Source organism: Brevundimonas sp. Br13 (assembly GCF_055391505.1).
Genome location: NZ_AP044008.1, coordinates 1,199,181 through 1,215,038 on the forward strand (window position 1 = coordinate 1,199,181; position 15,858 = coordinate 1,215,038).

A 15,858-nucleotide genomic window follows, 5' to 3' on the forward strand; every position below is an offset into this window, starting at 1 on the left:
GAGTCTCCTTCAGGGCTTCACCCTAGCATGAGATTGGGTTTGGCGCATCCGATTCAAGCGGCGCCCCTCACCCAGCCAGGGCCGCCTTCTTCTCTTCCAGCTCCAGCCATTCCATCTCGGCGGATTCCAGCTCGGCGCGGGCCTTTTCGGCGGCCTTCATGGCGGCGTCGAAGGCCTTGGGGTCGCGGGCGTAGAGGTCGGGGTCCGACAGGGCGGCGTCGTGGCGGGCTATGGTCGCGGGCAGGGTTTCGATCAGCTTTTCCAGCTCTTCCAGACGGCGGGCGTCCTTGTAGGAGAGTTTGGCGGTCTTCTTTTGAGGGGCGGGCGACACGGTCTCCTCGGCCGCCCCCGTCCGGCCGCTTCGCGGCCTGCCCTCCCCCGAGGGGGAGGGAGAATTCTGTAGGAAGCCCGGATTCTGGCGGATGAAGTCGGTCCAGCCGCCGGGGGTTTCGACGATTTCGCCGCGGCCGTTCAGGGCCAGGGTGGAGGTCGCCAGCCGGTCGATGAAGTCGCGGTCGTGGGAGACCAGGATCAGGGTGCCGTCATAGCCCTCCAGCAGCTCTTCGAGCTTGTCGAGCGTGTCCATGTCCAGGTCGTTGGTCGGTTCGTCGAGGACCAGCAGATTGGCGGGCTTGGCCAGGGCGCGAGCCAGGAGCAGGCGATTGCGTTCGCCGCCCGACAGGGTCGAGATCGGCTGACGCAGCTGGGCCTCGGAGAAGAGGAACTCCTTGGCGTAGGCGGCGACGTGTTTGGACACGCCACGCACCAGGATGGAGTCCCCCCCGCCGGGCGTCAGGGCGTCCCACAGGGTCATGTCGGACTTCAGCCCCTCGCGCGACTGATCCAGATAGACGGGCTCCAGATTGGCGCCCAGGCGGACCGTGCCTTCGTCAGGGGGCAGTTCGCCCAGCAAGGTCTTGACCAGGGTGGTCTTGCCCGCGCCGTTGGGGCCGACGATGCCCAGGCGGTCCCCGCGCATGATGCGGGTGGTCAGGTTTTTGAACAGGGTGCGGCGGGCAGGAAGTGGCGAGTGGCGAGTGGCGAGTGGCGAGAGCGACGGGTCCTGCTCGGCGGTCGGGGCGGCGGAGCCATCGCTCGCCACGCGCGACTCGCCACTCGCCACTGTGTCAAACCCCTTCGACACCCCCTTGATCTCGGCGACCAGCTTGCCCGAGGTCGCGCCGGAATCGACGCCCAGGGACAGTTCGCGCGGGACGTCCTTCATCTTCTCGGCCCGTTCGGCGCGCATGGCCTGGAGGGCGCGGGCGCGGCCCTCGTTGCGGCTGCGGCGGGCGGTGATGGAGCGGTAGAAGGTCTCGGTCTCGCGCTCGATCGTCTTGGTCAGGCGCCGCAGGGATTCCGCCTCCTCCTCCAGCGTCTTGGCGGCCCAGTCGTCGAACTCGACGAAGCCCTTGTTCAGGGTGCGGACCCGGCGGCCCTCCAGCCAGTGAACGGTGTCGGTGACGCGGTTCAGGAAGGCGCGGTCGTGGCTGACGACCAGAAGGGCGAACCGGGCCGAGATCAGCTCGGTCTCCAGAAGCTCGATGGCGAGGATGTCGAGGTGGTTGGTCGGCTCGTCCAGCAGGAGCAGATCGGGCTCCTCGGCGAAGGCCTTGGCGAGCGCCGCCCGGCGGGTTTCGCCGCCCGACAGCCCTTGGGTGGACTTGGCCGGGTCCAGGCCGAAGGTGGTCAGCCAGGCCTCGGCGGTCCAGGGCTCGGCCTCGCCGGACGAGGCGTAGTCCAGCAAGGTTTCGCCGGTGATGATCGGCTCCTGCGGCACATAGGCGAAACGGGTGGCGGACTGGACCGAGCGGTCGCCGCTGTCGGGCTCGATCAGCCCCATGACCACCTTCATCAGGGTGGACTTGCCCGCCCCGTTGCGGCCCACCAGGGCGGCGCGGCTGCGGGGTTCGACCGCCAGATCGACGCCGTCGAACAGGGGGCGGGGGCCGTCCTGAAGGCGGACGTCCTTGAGCGCGACGAGAGGGGGTCTGGCGGCCATCTGACTTTCGATCCTCCCTGGGGAGGCTGTACGGGCGGGGAAGGGGCGGGAAGGGCGTTGATCTAAGGGCTGGAGGGCCGAGACGCCACCGGAAAGATCGTCCATCGGCGCCCAGCTTGACAGTTACCGTCCGGCCGGTATGTAGCGTTTATGGACACCCCCTCCCGCCGCCGCGCGCCCGATCAGACCCGCGCCGAAATCATCGACAAGGCCCTGGAGGTCGCCGCCGAACTGGGGGCGACGGGCTTTACTCTGGATGCGGTGGCGGCGCGCACCCGCGTCAGCAAGGGCGCCCTGCTGCACCACTTTCCCAGCAAGACCGCCCTGTTGGAGGGGATGATCGATCATCTGGGGGCCATGCATGTGGAGAGCGTCCTGGCCGAGGCGGCGCGCGATCCGGAGCCCTACGGCCGCAACGCCCGCGCCTATCTGAGGGTGACGGTCAATGAGCCGGTGACCTTGCAGGACGTCAGCATCGGGCGGGTGGTCCTGGCCGCCTTCGCCCTCGATCCCAGCCTGGTGCTGCGCTGGAAGGCCTGGATGGAGCGGATCAAGACAGACGATCCCGATGATCCCGTCGGCGCCGACGACGCCCTTATGCTGCGGCTGATCGCCGACGGCCTGTGGATGTCGGACCTGTTCGGCCTGCATCAGGTCTCGGACGAGCAGCGCAAGGCCCTGCTGTCCCTGCTGACGCCGGGCCATACGATCACGGCCAACGAGCCGTGAGCCCCGTCACCTGGGCCGCCCTCCTGGCCGCCATCGCCTGCGAAGTGGCGGGCACCAGCCTGCTTCAGGCCTCGCAGCAGTTCACCCGGCCCTGGCCGACGGCCGGAACGGCGGTCTGCTACGGCCTGGCCTTCTATCTGCTGTCGGTGGCCCTGAAGCAGATGCCGGTGGGGATCGCCTATGCGATCTGGAGCGGCCTGGGGGTGGTGGCGATCTCGGTGATCGGGGCCGTGGCCTTTCGCCAGAGGCTGGACGCGCCCGCGATGCTCGGCTTGGCCCTGATCGTCGGCGGGGTGGTGGTGATCCAGCTGTTTTCAAAGAGCATGGCTCACTGAGCCGTGGTTATCTGGCGTTAAGTTTTATCGTCCTAGCCTTCGCGCTTGCCTCGGTTCGCCCGCCTCCCCTTGTGGCGCGCCGGGCGGGACGGGGGTCTCCATGAGTGAAGCGGACGCGGGCGTCAGGCCTGAGCGTATTCTCGAGCTGTCTGAGCGGCTGAACGCCGTGGCGGGCGAGAAGATCGGCGAGATCGCCTCGGTCAATCGGGCCTCCAAGATGCTGGTGGTCAACGCCCAGGTGGTGGCCGCCCGCAGCGGCGAGGCCGGGCGCAGCTTCATGGTGGTGGCCGAGGAGTTCAAGCGCATCTCGGGCCAGATCGACGACATCGCCGGCGCCCTGGAGCAGCAGGTGCGGGGCGACCTGAGCGAGCTGTCGGCCATCGGCGGGGCGATCCTGGGCCAGCTGCGGGGCCAGAGGCTGGCGGACCTGGCGCTGAACGCCATCGAGATCATCGACCGGAACCTTTATGAGCGGACCTGCGACGTGCGCTGGTGGGCGACCGACAGCGCGGTGGTGGATTGCGTCGCCCAGCCGGACGCGGCCAAGGCGGACCACGCCGGCCGCCGGCTGAAGGTCATTCTGGACGCCTACACCGTCTATCTGGACCTTTGGATCTGCGACAGGGCCGGGACGATCGTCGCCAACGGTCGGCCGGACCGCTATCCGGTCAGGGGTCAGTCGGCGCGGGAGATGGCCTGGTTCCGCGACGCCCTGGCGACCAAGTCGGGCGACGATTTCGCCGTGGCGGACGTCGCCCGGCTGGAGGCGCTGAACGGGGCGCCGACGGCGACCTACGCCACCGCCATCCGCCAGGGCGGCCTGGCGAACGGGGCGGTGATCGGGGTTCTGGGCGTCCATTTCGACTGGCAGGCCCAGGCCCAGACGGTGGTGGACGGGGTGCGGCTGACGCCCGACGAAAAGGCCCGGACCCGGGTGCTGCTGCTGGACCAGACGCACCGGGTGCTGGCGGCCTCGGACGGGGTCGGGGTGCTGAGCGAGACGGTCAAGCTGGATGTCGCGGGCGGCGCCATGGGCAGTTACGCCAAGGGGGGGCGCACCGTCGGCTACGCCCGCACGCCGGGCTATGAGACCTATCAGGGTCTGGGGTGGTATGGATGCCTGGTCCAGGACGCGGCCGCCATCTGATGGCCGCATCCGTCGATTAGGCGCCCCGTCCGATGATCCCCGCTTCGCCCCGACCCTATTGGGAAACCAAGACCTTGGCCGAGATGACCCCGGCCGAGTGGGAGGGGCTGTGCGACGGCTGCGGCCTGTGCTGCGTCATCCGGTTCGAGGACGAGGACACGGGCGAGGTGATCCCGACGCGGGTCCACTGCAAGCTGTTCGATCCGAACGCCTGCGCCTGTTCGGACTATGCGAACCGCAAGGCTCATGTGCCGGACTGCATCAAGCTGACGCCGCACAATATCGAGGCGCTGGAGTGGATGCCCCTGTCCTGCGCCTATCGCCGGCTGCACGAGGGGCGGCCGCTGGCGGTCTGGCATCCGCTGGTCTCGGGCGATCCCGAGACGGTGCATACGGCCGGGGTCTCGGTCCGGGGGCAGACGATCTCGGAACTGGCCCTGGCCGAGCCGGAAGACGCCCTGGACTTCGAGGCGCCCGAATGGATGGTCGAGCGGGGGTGACGGTGGCGACGCCTCTGGCTTCCAGGTCGGCCAGGATGAAGTCGGCGTCGTAGCCCTTGTCGGCGAGCAGGACGCAAGGGTCGGGACCGGGTTGGTCCATCACCGGCGCATAGCCCTTCACATCCGAGACCTGACCGCCGCTCAGACAAACCGCGACAGGGAGGCACTGAGTGGCCGCCGATCCCGCCTCGGTCCCGTCTCGATCACGAACGGCTCGAAGAAGGCCCATTCCTCGTCCGTCATCAAACCCCGAACCAACGCCGCTCTCCGCAAAGAACAGCCTTGAATCAGCAATCAGAGAATCTGGGAATCCACTTTGTCCGCACCGCCTAGTTTCCGTAGTCGAAGCGATCCTCCAGGCTACCGGTGCGCCTCCCGAAGGCGTAGGACAGGGAGAGCGTGAAGCGTCTGGCGTCGTAGCGGCGGTCGATGTCCTGATCGAAGGTTTCGCCGCGCACCCTCTCTCGTCTTGGGGCGCTGTCGAAGAGGTCTGACACCGTGGCCGTGAGAAATAGGCTGTCGGCAAGTTTTCGTCGGTAGCCGAGGTTGACGACACTGAACGCCTCGCGTCGTCTTTGCTGGCTCAGATCTTCACCGAGCTGAACGGCGTTTATCTGAACGAAATCGTGGTCGGTGATCTTCCAGTTGACGTTGGCTTGAGACGAGGGCGTCCAAGCGCTGCGGCGGTAAGAGCCTGCCCCCTCCGCGCCGCTGACCTCATTCCAAGCAAACCGGCCGGTCAACTTGTAGGTGATCGTCGATCCGACCGAGCCGCTCGCCACAAGCTCTAGGCCGGCTGTTCGAAACTCGCCGATGTTGGCGCGCCGGTCGAGGATCGCACCGTCGGGCCGCAAAGTGCTGAGCGTGCCGATCCGGTTCGACGTGGAACGATAGTAGCCGGTGGCTAAATAGTTGCGTCCTGAAGCTTCATGTTCAAGCTCCAGTTCATAGGCGCTGGTCTTTTCGGGCTTCAGATCACGTCGGCCGCTGAAATAGGACAAGGGGCCAGAATATTTAACGGTCTCGTCGAGATCATTCGCTCTTAGACGATCGACTCGTCTCGTAAAGCTGCCGCCGATGATCCAATCCTGAGCGACCGTGTAGCGAACATGGCCCGTCGGATAAATCTCGAAATCACGTGTGCGCTGAGCGTTCCCGCCTTGTCGCGTCACCCAGTCGGCGACTTCCAGCCGAACGCCCGGTAGAACCTCCAGTTCGCCAAGTCGAGTTTTGTAGGTTGTATAGAGGGCGGCGACGCTGCGATCGTAGCGAAACGGATTGTCTCTTGCGCCACTGGCGGCTCCAGGCGCCTGACCCTCGGCGTAGCCTACGTCGGCCTCCTGCCGCTCCAGATCGGACCCGACGATCAGTTCCCCGCCCGGCCTGGCCTCGATCTTGTATTCCGCCTTAAACGTCACCGTTTGCAGCTCGAGCGAACGAAGGGCGGCCTGTCGCCGGTTCCTGGCAGGCTCGTCCCAATAGTCGATGACGTCGTCCTGGACTTCGTCCTCGGTCTGACGAGACACGCGCAGGCGAGCCAAAGCATAGCTGTCCGTCCCCGAAAGCGTACGCTTCAGCATCAAGCCGCCGGAGACCAAGTCGGCGTCGCTGCGCCCATGGCTGGTGCTCTCAAAGGCCGGTTCGGCGCCGCTCGTCCGGGCGGACGAGTCGAAGACCGCGCGGCGGTCCTGGCGCTGGTCCAGGCCGAAATAGTCCAGATCGAGCGTGAGCTTGCTCTTGGGGTCAAGCTGCCATCCCACGGTCGATGACGCATTGCTTTCCGTCTTGCGAAGCTGCGTCCGGCTCTCAAGACGGTCTTGATCGATCGCGTCGGCGGGCTGGATGAAGCGCCGGGTCGTAGTGTCGTCGATCACAAGGGGAATTCGTCTGGCGCCGGCGGACCCATTGAACGACAGCGGTCCATGATTGGCCGAGTGGCTGACGCTGAAGTTCCCTGCGCTGCGACTGCCGCCGCCGACAGTGATATTGGTCGTCGGCTGCGACTGTCCGTCCTTCCGGGAAATCAGATTGATGATTCCCGCCTGACCCTCCGGGCTGAACGCCGCCGAAGGATTGGTCATGACCTCGACCCGGCTGAACTGCGCGGCACGTAGCTGTTGAACCCCCGCCGCCTGATTGGCTCCGTTGACCTGAGGCGCAGGCTCCCCGTCAATCAGAATCGTGACCCCCGACGCCCCCCGCAATTTGACGGAGCCGTCGGGATCGACGCTGACGGAAGGCACGCCGCTCAGGACGTCGGCGAGCGAACCGGATTGATACTGAAGATCGTTCTTTATGTCGTAGCTGCGACGATCGACCGAGCCCCTGACCCGCGCATTGCCCACCACTGTCACGGTCTCGACCTCGGTCGGGCCTTGGCTCTGCGGTCCCGCCGGCGGGCTGCCAGGGGCCGCCTGAGTGGCAGCCAAGACAGAGGAGGCCGGCGCAGACAGCGCAACGACCGATGCGCCTATCCGCGCCGCCGCTGAAAGATCGATCCACCTTGGATGGCGGCAGGGCGTCTCGAACCCCGTCGCGCGGTTGCGGATTCTTTGAAAATGACGGCGCGTACGATGGAACGTCAAGCCTGCCCCCCTGACGATAATCTCTCGTCAAACAACCTAGACGCAACACGCCTTGCGAACGAATTAGCGTTTGTTAATTCTAAATTCTATTCTAGGCGGTGTGGAAAAGTGTCTGATTCATAGGCGGATTGAAGCGACGAGGACGAAGCCGAGGAAGCTGTCTGCGGTCTTGTCGTATCGAGTGGCCAGTCTGCGGTTGTGTTTCAGCTTCGAGAAGCATCGCTCGACGTGGTTCCTCAGGCCATAGATATGGCCGTCGATGACGGGCTGGACCTTGCGGTTCCGCCTGGCGGGGATGACGGTGGCGACGTCTCTGGCTTCCAGGTCGGCCAGGATGAAGTCGGCGTCGTAGCCCTTGTCGGCGAGCAGGACGCAAGGGTCGGGACCGGGTTGGTCAATCACCGGCGCATAGCCCTTCACATCCGAGGCCTGACCGCCGCTCAGACAAACCGCGACGGGGAGGCCCTGAGCGTTGCAGCGGAGATGGATCTCAGTCGAGACAGGTCGTCTCCAGAGCATCAAAGCATCAGGGGTTCCGTACTCTGCGGCTTGCCTCCAGCAGTTGAAACGGCACCTATAGCCCCCAGATTGGGCGCGTCCCCGCTCTGTTCAGGCATCGGGCTTTGAGACCACTCCGCTTGACGGCGTGGCGGGCTTCAGGAGGCGATGACAAGCTGCTGAAGCCGTCGAATTCCGGGGCGCATCCTTATGGGTGCGCCCTTTGTCATTTTTGGGCCTACCGCGCTTGGAGCCGTTGTCGGATGCATGGCTTCAAGCCGTAGGGCGACGCTGCTTGAAATCCCGTTCTTCCAAACCATTACGCCTTTCCAAGCGCGAACTTCCGGCCTGGGGACGCTGGTGCGCTAGGGTTTGGGCATGACGGGAAAAAGCGAAGAGAGCGAGGCGGGCGGCGACTGGCTGGCGCCGCTGTTCGAGCAGTTGAAGGGGGCGGTTCAGCGCGCCGCCGCCGTACTGGCCAAGGACGATCCCGAGGAAAAGGCGGATGCGGAGACGCTGGCGCGGCGCGCCGGCGTGGTGGCGCGCGCCGCCCTGGCGGTCGATGCGATCCGCCGCCGCATGGAGGCTGAGCGCAGGGCCGAAAAAGACAGCGAAGAGGACGAAATGGGTGGGCGAACCGACAGACCCGAGGAGGACGCGCGGCTGCGACGCCGGCTCACCCTCCATTCCGAGCGTTTGGACCGCATTCTGGAGACGAAAGGCGCCCGACCAAATGGACGCGCGCGAACTGAGGCGGATGGTGCGGGCGACGGGGCTGCATCCTCACCAATGCCCGCCCCTGGATGAGCCCTGGCGGACCTGGCTGCTGCTGGGCGGGCGCGGGTCGGGCAAGACCTTCGCCGGGGCGGTGTGGATGGATGTGGCGGCGCGGTTCAGGCCCGGCGCGGTCATCGCCCTGGTCGGTCCGGCCCTGCACGACGTGCGCGAGGTGATGGTCGAGGGGGAGGCGGGCATCAAGGCTCTGGCCGAGCCGGGCGACCGGCCCCGCTGGGAGGCCGGACGGCGAAGGCTGGTGTGGGCCAACGGCTCGACCGCCTACGCCTTTTCCGCCGAGGACCCGGACAGTCTGCGCGGACCCCAGTTCCACGCCGCCTGGGCCGATGAGTTCTGCACCTGGCGCAAGCCCGAGGCGGTGCTGTCGAACCTGAGGTTCGGCCTGCGGCTGGGGCCCGATCCCCGGCTGGCGGTGACGACCACGCCCCGGCCCATTCCGGCCCTGCGGCGGCTGATGGCCGAGGCGGGGACGGTGACGGACCGGGCGGCGACGGCGGACAACGCAGAGAACCTGTCGCCGGGCTATGTCGACCATCTGACCGACCTTTACGGCGGGACGCGGCTGGCGGCCCAGGAGCTGGAGGGACAGGTGGTGGAGGGCGAGGGCGCCCTGTTCCGCATCGCGGATCTGAAACAGGCGCGGGGAAGCCGGCCGGCCGAGCTGGACCGGGTGATCGTGGCGGTCGATCCGCCCGCCAGCGCCCACGGCGACGCCTGCGGCATAGTGGTGGTGGGACGGCGCGAACGGCGGGCCTTCGTCCTGGCCGACCGGACGGTGCGGGGCCTGTCGCCCGGCGGCTGGGCCGCCGCCGTCTGTCGCGCCGCGCGGGATTTCGACGCCCAGGAGGTGGCGGCCGAGGCCAATCAGGGCGGGGAGATGGTGCGAAGCGTCCTGGGCCAGGCGGACTGTCCGGCCCCGGTCGCCCTGGTCCACGCCCGCCGCTCCAAGGCCGCCCGGGCCGAGCCGGTGGCCCTGTTGTACGAACAGGGGCGGGTCGTCCACTGTGGCGACTTTCCCGCCCTGGAGGAGGAGATGCTGGCCCTGGGCTGCGAGGGCGGACCCAGCCCCGACCGGGCCGACGCCCTGGTCTGGGGCGTGTCGCGGCTGATGCTGGAGCCGCAGGGCGAGGGGCCGTGGATCAGAAGACTATGACGCCGGAGGTTTGGGGATATTGGGCTGCGGCCCGCGCCAGGGCGGTGTCGGCGCTGATCAAGGGAACGCCCAGGAGCAGGGCCTGAGTGTCGAGCAGGACCGCCATTCAGCGGTAGAAATGATCTTCGTCTTCCGAACGGGCGAGACGCTCCATCTCGGGGTCCGGCTGAAGGAAGAGAGTCGCTTCTTCATCCGTCAGCGGACCGAGGTGGGCCAGGGCGCCAAATCGGAACCGAGGCTGTTCGACGACCCCTGCGGCGCGGATGACGGCGACGGCGTGGCCGTCGCGGGACAGGACGATTTCCTCGCCCTGTTCGGCCTGGGCGGCGAGTTCGGCCAGGGTGGCCTGAGACCGGGCGATGTCGACGTGGATCGTCATAGGCCGAGACTAGCACGGGCGGGGCGGAGGCGAAACGGCGGCGCCGAGCGCCGGCCGCCGCCTCCGCTGCGGCGAGACATTTTCAGGAGAGTGCGATGGGTGGGATGCGGTGGCCGTTCGGCCGGGGCGGGCGTGCGCCCGATCCGGGCGCGCCGGAGGCGAAGACCAGTCGGACGGCGGTGCTGCTGTCGGGCGTCGGGCGGGCGCGGTGGACGGGCAATGACTACGCCGGCCTGGCGCGCGAAGGCTATCAGAAGAACGCCGTGGCCTATCGCTGCATCCGCATGATTGCGGAGGCGGCGGCCTCGGCGCCCTTTGCGGTCTTTGTGGACGGGGTGCGCGACGAGACCCATCCGCTGGCGCGGCTGATCCGCCGGCCCAATCCCGAACAGTCGGGGGCGGAGCTGATGGAGGCGGTTTACGGATCGCTTCAGGTCTCGGGCAACGCCTGGATCGAGGCGGTGGGGGACGCGGTTCCCGAGGAGCTGTGGGCGCTGCGGTCGGACCGGGTCAAGGTGGTGCCCGGCCGGTCGGGCTGGCCCGAGGCGTGGGATTATTCCGTAGACGGACGGTCGATCCGGATCGGGCGGGCGGCCGACGGCTGGGCGCCGGTGATGCAACTGAAACTGTGGCATCCGCTGGACGACTGGTACGGCCTGTCGCCGCTGGAGGCGGCGGCGCAGGGGGTGGATGCGCACAATGCGGCCGGGGCCTGGAACAAGGCCCTGCTGGACAATGGGGCGCGGCCGTCCGGCGCCCTGATCTATGGGGCCAAGGGCGGCGAGCGGCTGACCGACGGCCAGTTCGAAGCGCTGAAGGCCCAACTGTCCAGCGCCTACGCCGGGGTGGAGAACGCCGGGCGGCCGATCCTGCTGGAGGGGGGAATGGACTGGAAGCCCCTGAGCCTGACCCCCGCCGAGATGGACTTCACCGCCGGGCGACATGCGGCGGCGCGCGAGATCGCCCTGGCCTTCGGGGTTCCGCCGCAGCTGCTGGGGATACCGGGGGACGCCACCTATTCCAACTATCGCGAGGCCAACACCGCCTTCTGGCGACAGACGGTCATACCCCTGGCGCGCAAGGCGGCGGGCGCGATGACCGGCTGGCTGGGCGGACGGTTCCCCGGCTGCGAGGTGCGGGCCGATCTGGAGGCCGTGCCGGCCTTGCAGCCCGAACGCGACGCCCTGTGGGCGCGGCTGGAGGCGGCCAGCTTCCTGACGGACGCGGAGCGGCGACGAATGGCGGGGGTGGAGGGATGAGGAAGGCGTGGCGAGTGTCGAGTGGCGAGTGGCGAGGGAGAAGTGACGCATGAGCGACGACTCTCAGGTCCGGCGCGTGCCGACCGCCCTGGTGATCGCGGTCGTGGTGCAGACCATCGGCGGCTTGGTCTGGGCGGGCGGGGCGGCGGCGCGGATCGCGACCCTGGAGCAGAGGGTCGGGGAACAGAGGCTGGTGGCCGAACGGCTGGCGCGGCTGGAGACGCAAGGCGAGGCGACGGCGGCGGCTGTCGAGCGGATCGAACGGCGGCTGGAGGGGGCGGGTGAGTGACGAGCAGCGCGTGGCCGGTGGCGAGGCGATTGGGCGAAAGCAGGCGCGACCTCGCTCGCCACTCGCCACTCGTCACGCGCCACTCCAAATCCAGGGCTACGCCTCCCTGTGGGGCGTGGCGGATCTGAACGGGGACGTGGTCCAGGCGGGGGCGTTCGCCGACAGTCTGGCCAAGACGGGCGCCGAAGGGGTGCGGATGCTGAACCAGCACGACGGCCGGGCGCCGGTCGGGGTCTGGGACGAGGTGCGCGAGGACGAGCGCGGCCTGTTCGTGCGCGGCCGGATCGAAGACTGGTCGCCCGAGGCCCGCTTCGCCGCCGCCCTGAGCCGGGCGGGGGCGATGGACGGCCTGTCGATCGGATACCGCACGGCGCGGGCGCGGCGTCAGGGACGTTTGAGGGTGCTGAGCGGGGTTGAGCTGTGGGAGGTGTCGCTGGTGACGTTTCCCATGTTGCCGGGGGCGCGGTTTAGCGTCGTAGGTGTGACGGGGCCGGGCTGATCGTGAATGATCATACTCTAAGACCGTCATCCTCGGGCTTGACCCGAGGATCGAGCGATCCGCCGCTTGAGCAAAGACGCGGGCGCAGAGCCTGGCCAGGGGCCGATCCTCGGGTCAAGCCCGAGGATGACGGGTCTGGCTGAGCGGTCTGGGCCGTGGGCGGATCGCGCCAGATGACCGCGATCCCGATTCTAGCGGCTTCAGCTTTTGGGCGTGGCGGCTTCGATATTGGCCTGGAGGGCCTGCATTTCGGCGGTGATCGCTTCCATTTCCGCCGTGCATTCGTCGGAGGAGATGGTGGCGGCGCGCGGGGACGCCTTGCCCTTTTCATAGGCCGCCAGGAGGAACTCGGAGGCCGCCTTCTTTTCCGGATCGGTCTCATTGGCCAGGGCGGCGCGGACCTCTTGCGCGACGTCGGGCGGGAACTGGCGTTCGCACGTGCCCAGGGTTTCGAACATGCGCGTCATGCCGGCGAAGACCTGATTGACCTGTTTCGCCTGTTCGGGCGGCAGGCCGGAGGTGTCGGGCGGCGTCTGAAGCGCCAGGGCGCCGGCGAAGGCGAGAACGAGACTGAACATGGGTGAAGCTCCTCCGTCACGCGGAGTAGCACGATTTTCGAGGGACGGCTGCCGTCCATCACAGGTTTCGGGCCACGCCCGGATCACGCGGCGCCGAAGACGGGCGCCTTCACACCGGAGACATCATGAAAGAGACCAAACAGGCTTCGGGCCATCCCGAGGCGCACGGCGCCGTGCGCGAGATGATGGCGGCGTTCGAGGCGTTCAAAGGGGCGAACGACGCCCGGCTGGGCGAGATCGAGAAGAAGGCGGCGGCCGATGTGCTGCTGGAGGAGAAGGTCGCCCGGATCGACCAGGCGGTGGCGGCGGCCCAGGCGCGGCTGGACCGGGTGATGAGCCAGAACCGGCGTCCGGCGATCGGCGGCGAGGCGGTGGAGCCTGCGTCGGCGCCCGAGGCGAAGGCGGCGTGGGACGGCTATCTGAAGACGGGCCACTCGCCTCAACCGGCCGGCGCCCTGGAGGTCAAGGCCGGGCTGTCTGCGGGGGCGACCTCGGGCGGCTATGTCGTGCCCTATGAGACCGAGCGGGCCATCGAGCGGCGGCTGATGGCGGCCTCGCCGATGCGCGAGATCGCGACGGTCAGGACGGTGGCGGCGGGGGTGTTCCGAAAGCCGGTGTCGACGGCGGGCGTGGCCTGCGGCTGGGTGGCGGAGACGGCGGCGCGGCCCGAGACGGACCCGGCGACCCTGGCCCTGTTGGAGTTCCCGTCGGCCGATCTCTACGCCAATCCGGCGGCGACCCAGGCCCTGCTGGACGACGCCATGGTCGATCTGGACGAATGGCTGGCGGCCGAGGTCGAGGACGCCTTCGCCGCCCAAGAAACCCAGGCCTTCGTGGCCGGCGACGGGGTGAACAAGCCGAAGGGCTTTCTGGCCTATCCGACGGCGGCGGACGCGGATCAGGTCTGGGGCCAGATCGGTTATGTGGCTTCCGGCGCGGCGGGCGGTTTTGCGCCGACCAGTCCGACCGACCGGCTGATCGACCTGATCTATGCGCCCAAGGCCCAGTATAGGCCGAACGGCCGGTTCGTGATGAACCGGAAGACGGTCTCGGCCGTGCGCAAGTTCAAGGACGCCGACGGCAACTACATTTGGCAGCCGGCGACGCGGCTGGGCGAGACGGCGAGCCTGCTGGGCTATCCGGTCACTGAGATCGAGACCATGCCGGATGTGGCGGCCAACAGTCTGTCGATCGCCTTCGGGGACTTTCAGCGGGGCTATCTGATCGTGGACCGGGCGGGGGTGCGGGTGCTGCGCGACCCCTATTCGGCCAAGCCCTATGTGCTGTTCTACACGACCAAGCGCGTCGGCGGCGGGGTGCAGAACTTCGACGCGATCAAGGTGATGCGGTTCGCGGCGACGTAGTCGCGGAGTGACGAGTGGTCAGTGGCGAGTGGCGAGTGGTCGCTCGCCGCTGACGTATGAAACGGCGTTTGGGCTGAGTAGGGGTGGCGGTCTCGCCGCTCGCCACTCGTCACTCGCCACTTCCGAGCAAGGCGAGGAGAGACATGGCGCAACCGGTGACGCCGGCGGAGGCGAAGCTGTTTTTGAGGGTCGAGCATGAGGCCGAGGACGGCCTGATCCAGACCCTGATTGAGGCGGCCCAGGCGCGGGTGGAGGCGGAGGTGGGGCTGAGCCTGACCTCGACCGCGCCGGCGGGGCTGAGGCTGGCGATCCTGATGCTGGTGCTGCGGGCCTACGAGCGGGGCGAGGCGGCGGCGGATCTGTCGATCGACGAATGGACCGCCCCCTATCGCACGGTGCGGCTGTGAGGGTTCTGGCGAGCCTGTTCCGGCCGGTGGAGGCCGAGACCCCCTATGGCGGGCGCAGCGTGGGTTTCGAACCCGTCGGCTCGGCCTGGCTGACCTGCGGGACGCGGCGGCGGATCGAACGGGGCGAGGGCGATCAGAGGCGCACGGTCGAGCGGCTGAGCGCCGAGGCGCGGGCCGACGCGCGGCTGGCGGTCGGGCGGGTGCTGCGGTTCGGCGGGGCCGACTGGGACGTCGTGGGCCTTGATCCTCTGCGACCGGGGCGGCTGCGGCTGGAGCTGGAGCGGGTGCGATGAAGGATCATGAGAGCGCCCTGCAAAAGGCGGTGGTCGCGGCCCTGAAGGCGGATGCGGCGGTGTCGGCCCTGACCGGGGGGCGGGTGTTCGACCAGCCGCCGGAGGGGGCGGCCTGCCCCTATCTGGCGCTGGGCCGATGCGAGAGCCGTCCGCTGGCGGCGGACGGGGGCGGGGTGGAGCAGAGGCTGACCCTGACCGGGGTGTCGCGCTTCCTCGGCGCGGAAGAGGCCAAGGCGATGGCGGCGGCGGTGCGGGCCTGTCTGCACGAGGCGGCGCTGGAGGCGGACGGGGTGCGGACCGCGACCCTGAGGGCGACCTTCGCCGACGTGTTCGGGGCGAGCGACGGGCGGCGGACCTATGCGGTGGTGCGGCTGAGGGCGGTGACCGAGGAAGTGGCGAGTGGTTAGTGGCGAGTGGCGAGTTGGGTCGGGAAGGCGGAAGCAGCGTGGGGAGCCGTTGCGACGACCTTCCTCGCCACTCGTCACTCGCCACACGCCGCTCAGGAGCAAAGCGAGGACAAGATGACCGCACAGGCGGGCAAGGACATGCTGCTGAAGATCGAGGGGGCGCCGGGCGTCTTCACGACGGTGGCGGGGTTGAGGGCGCGGACGATTTCGCTGAACGCGCGCACGGTGGACGCCACCGACGGCGACAGCGCCGGACGGTGGCGCGAGCTGCTGGCCGGGGCCGGGGTCAAGTCGGCGGCGGTGTCCGGGCAGGGGATCTTCCGCGATGCGGCCTCGGACGCCCTGGTGCGGGAAGCCTTCTTCGATCAGGCGGCGAAGCGGTGGCGGCTGGTGGTGCCGGACTTCGGCGTGCTGGAGGGGCCGTTCCTGGTGGCGGCGCTGGAATACGCCGGAACCCATGAGGGGGAGGCGACCTTCGCCCTGAGCCTGGCCAGCGCGGGGGCGGTCGGGTTTTCGGCGGCGTGAGGGGGGGGGAGTGCTAGTGTGAGTGCTAGTGCTAGTGAGCAGGCTTCGCCGGTGAGCGGAGAACGGCGGGGCGGCTGAGTAGACGCTCGCTAGGTTCAATCGACATTCAGCTTA

At 68.3% G+C, this 15,858-nt stretch carries 18 protein-coding genes and 3 pseudogenes; 14 read left to right on the forward strand and 7 right to left on the reverse strand.

The features are described 5' to 3' along the window. Nucleotides 1-67: 67 nt before the first annotated feature. A pseudogene (locus ACZ5M6_RS05930) lies at nt 68-1,012 on the reverse strand (ATP-binding cassette domain-containing protein); the annotation flags it as partial. Nucleotides 1,013-1,129: 117 nt separating this feature from the next. Further along, nucleotides 1,130-2,002, reverse strand: a pseudogene (locus ACZ5M6_RS05935) (ATP-binding cassette domain-containing protein); the annotation flags it as partial. Between the two features lie 150 nt (nt 2,003-2,152). Here ACZ5M6_RS05935 and ACZ5M6_RS05940 point away from each other — a divergent pair. From ACZ5M6_RS05940 to ACZ5M6_RS05955, 4 genes are all read left to right on the forward strand, one after another. Next, the gene (locus ACZ5M6_RS05940) at nt 2,153-2,731 is read left to right on the forward strand and encodes a TetR/AcrR family transcriptional regulator (RefSeq protein WP_152949620.1); all 579 of its coding nucleotides are present in this window, start codon (nt 2,153-2,155) and stop codon (nt 2,729-2,731) included. Then, complete coding sequence (locus ACZ5M6_RS05945; protein WP_054764885.1) at nt 2,728-3,066, forward strand: DMT family transporter; 339 nt, start codon at nt 2,728-2,730, stop codon at nt 3,064-3,066. Before ACZ5M6_RS05940 ends, ACZ5M6_RS05945 begins: the two co-directional genes overlap by 4 nt. A gap of 100 nt (nt 3,067-3,166) precedes the next feature. Next, nucleotides 3,167-4,213 carry a PDC sensor domain-containing protein gene (locus tag ACZ5M6_RS05950; protein WP_464159899.1) on the forward strand — a complete coding sequence of 349 codons (1,047 nt, stop codon included), beginning with the start codon at nt 3,167-3,169 and terminating at the stop codon, nt 4,211-4,213. 32 nt (nt 4,214-4,245) lie between these two features. Continuing rightward, nucleotides 4,246-4,713 carry a YcgN family cysteine cluster protein gene (locus ACZ5M6_RS05955; protein ID WP_464159900.1) on the forward strand — a complete coding sequence of 156 codons (468 nt, stop codon included), beginning with the start codon at nt 4,246-4,248 and terminating at the stop codon, nt 4,711-4,713. A 46-nt stretch (nt 4,714-4,759) separates the two neighbouring features. Here the strand turns inward: ACZ5M6_RS05955 and ACZ5M6_RS05960 are convergent. From ACZ5M6_RS05960 to ACZ5M6_RS05970, 3 genes and pseudogenes are all read right to left on the reverse strand, one after another. Then, nucleotides 4,760-4,942, reverse strand: a pseudogene (locus tag ACZ5M6_RS05960) (hypothetical protein); the annotation flags it as partial. A 100-nt stretch (nt 4,943-5,042) separates the two neighbouring features. Beyond that, complete coding sequence (locus ACZ5M6_RS05965; protein ID WP_464159901.1) at nt 5,043-7,298, reverse strand: TonB-dependent receptor; 2,256 nt, start codon at nt 7,296-7,298, stop codon at nt 5,043-5,045. A gap of 117 nt (nt 7,299-7,415) precedes the next feature. Continuing rightward, complete coding sequence (locus ACZ5M6_RS05970) at nt 7,416-7,817, reverse strand: IS5 family transposase (protein WP_152949624.1); 402 nt, start codon at nt 7,815-7,817, stop codon at nt 7,416-7,418. Nucleotides 7,818-8,174: 357 nt separating this feature from the next. On the opposite strand from ACZ5M6_RS05970, the gene ACZ5M6_RS05975 reads away from it, so the two are divergent. Then, complete coding sequence (locus ACZ5M6_RS05975; RefSeq protein ID WP_464159902.1) at nt 8,175-8,603, forward strand: hypothetical protein; 429 nt, start codon at nt 8,175-8,177, stop codon at nt 8,601-8,603. Continuing rightward, entirely contained in the window at nt 8,530-9,744 is a 1,215-nt protein-coding gene (locus ACZ5M6_RS05980) for a DNA-packaging protein (RefSeq protein WP_321208099.1), read from the forward strand. The genes ACZ5M6_RS05975 and ACZ5M6_RS05980 overlap by 74 nt, the downstream gene beginning before the upstream one ends. A gap of 106 nt (nt 9,745-9,850) precedes the next feature. Here the strand turns inward: ACZ5M6_RS05980 and ACZ5M6_RS05985 are convergent, their stop codons facing one another. Then, nucleotides 9,851-10,123, reverse strand: a complete 273-nt coding sequence (locus tag ACZ5M6_RS05985) for a type II toxin-antitoxin system Phd/YefM family antitoxin (RefSeq protein ID WP_182714585.1) — start codon at nt 10,121-10,123, stop codon at nt 9,851-9,853. Between the two features lie 104 nt (nt 10,124-10,227). On the opposite strand from ACZ5M6_RS05985, the gene ACZ5M6_RS05990 reads away from it, so the two are divergent. Genes ACZ5M6_RS05990 through ACZ5M6_RS06000 form a run of 3 tightly spaced genes read left to right on the forward strand, consistent with a single transcriptional unit; the run spans nt 10,228 to nt 12,170 of the window. Further along, a complete protein-coding gene (locus ACZ5M6_RS05990; RefSeq protein ID WP_464160101.1) occupies nt 10,228-11,382 on the forward strand; it encodes a phage portal protein in 1,155 nt (384 codons plus the stop codon). A 49-nt stretch (nt 11,383-11,431) separates the two neighbouring features. Next, the gene (locus tag ACZ5M6_RS05995) at nt 11,432-11,671 is read left to right on the forward strand and encodes a hypothetical protein (protein WP_464159903.1); all 240 of its coding nucleotides are present in this window, start codon (nt 11,432-11,434) and stop codon (nt 11,669-11,671) included. A gap of 28 nt (nt 11,672-11,699) precedes the next feature. Then, entirely contained in the window at nt 11,700-12,170 is a 471-nt protein-coding gene (locus ACZ5M6_RS06000; protein WP_464160102.1) for an HK97 family phage prohead protease, read from the forward strand. 200 nt (nt 12,171-12,370) lie between these two features. Here ACZ5M6_RS06000 and ACZ5M6_RS06005 read toward each other — a convergent pair whose 3' ends face one another. After that, nucleotides 12,371-12,748 carry a hypothetical protein gene (locus ACZ5M6_RS06005; RefSeq protein ID WP_054764894.1) on the reverse strand — a complete coding sequence of 126 codons (378 nt, stop codon included), beginning with the start codon at nt 12,746-12,748 and terminating at the stop codon, nt 12,371-12,373. A 125-nt stretch (nt 12,749-12,873) separates the two neighbouring features. Between ACZ5M6_RS06005 and ACZ5M6_RS06010 the strand changes: the two genes are divergently transcribed. The 5 genes from ACZ5M6_RS06010 (at nt 12,874) to ACZ5M6_RS06030 (ending at nt 15,744) form a co-directional block, all read left to right on the forward strand. Next, entirely contained in the window at nt 12,874-14,112 is a 1,239-nt protein-coding gene (locus ACZ5M6_RS06010; protein ID WP_464159904.1) for a phage major capsid protein, read from the forward strand. A gap of 143 nt (nt 14,113-14,255) precedes the next feature. Next, a complete protein-coding gene (locus ACZ5M6_RS06015) occupies nt 14,256-14,519 on the forward strand; it encodes a head-tail connector protein (RefSeq protein ID WP_464159905.1) in 264 nt (87 codons plus the stop codon). After that, entirely contained in the window at nt 14,486-14,812 is a 327-nt protein-coding gene (locus tag ACZ5M6_RS06020) for a phage head-tail adapter protein (RefSeq protein ID WP_227976057.1), read from the forward strand. Before ACZ5M6_RS06015 ends, ACZ5M6_RS06020 begins: the two co-directional genes overlap by 34 nt. Continuing rightward, nucleotides 14,809-15,219 (forward strand): DUF3168 domain-containing protein, encoded by a 411-nt coding sequence (locus ACZ5M6_RS06025; RefSeq protein ID WP_464159906.1) that lies wholly within the window; start codon nt 14,809-14,811, stop codon nt 15,217-15,219. Before ACZ5M6_RS06020 ends, ACZ5M6_RS06025 begins: the two co-directional genes overlap by 4 nt. A 114-nt stretch (nt 15,220-15,333) precedes the next feature. Continuing rightward, on the forward strand, nt 15,334-15,744 hold the full coding sequence (locus ACZ5M6_RS06030) for a phage major tail protein, TP901-1 family (protein WP_054764899.1): 411 nt from the start codon (nt 15,334-15,336) through the stop codon (nt 15,742-15,744). The last annotated feature ends 114 nt before the right edge of the window (nt 15,745-15,858 follow it).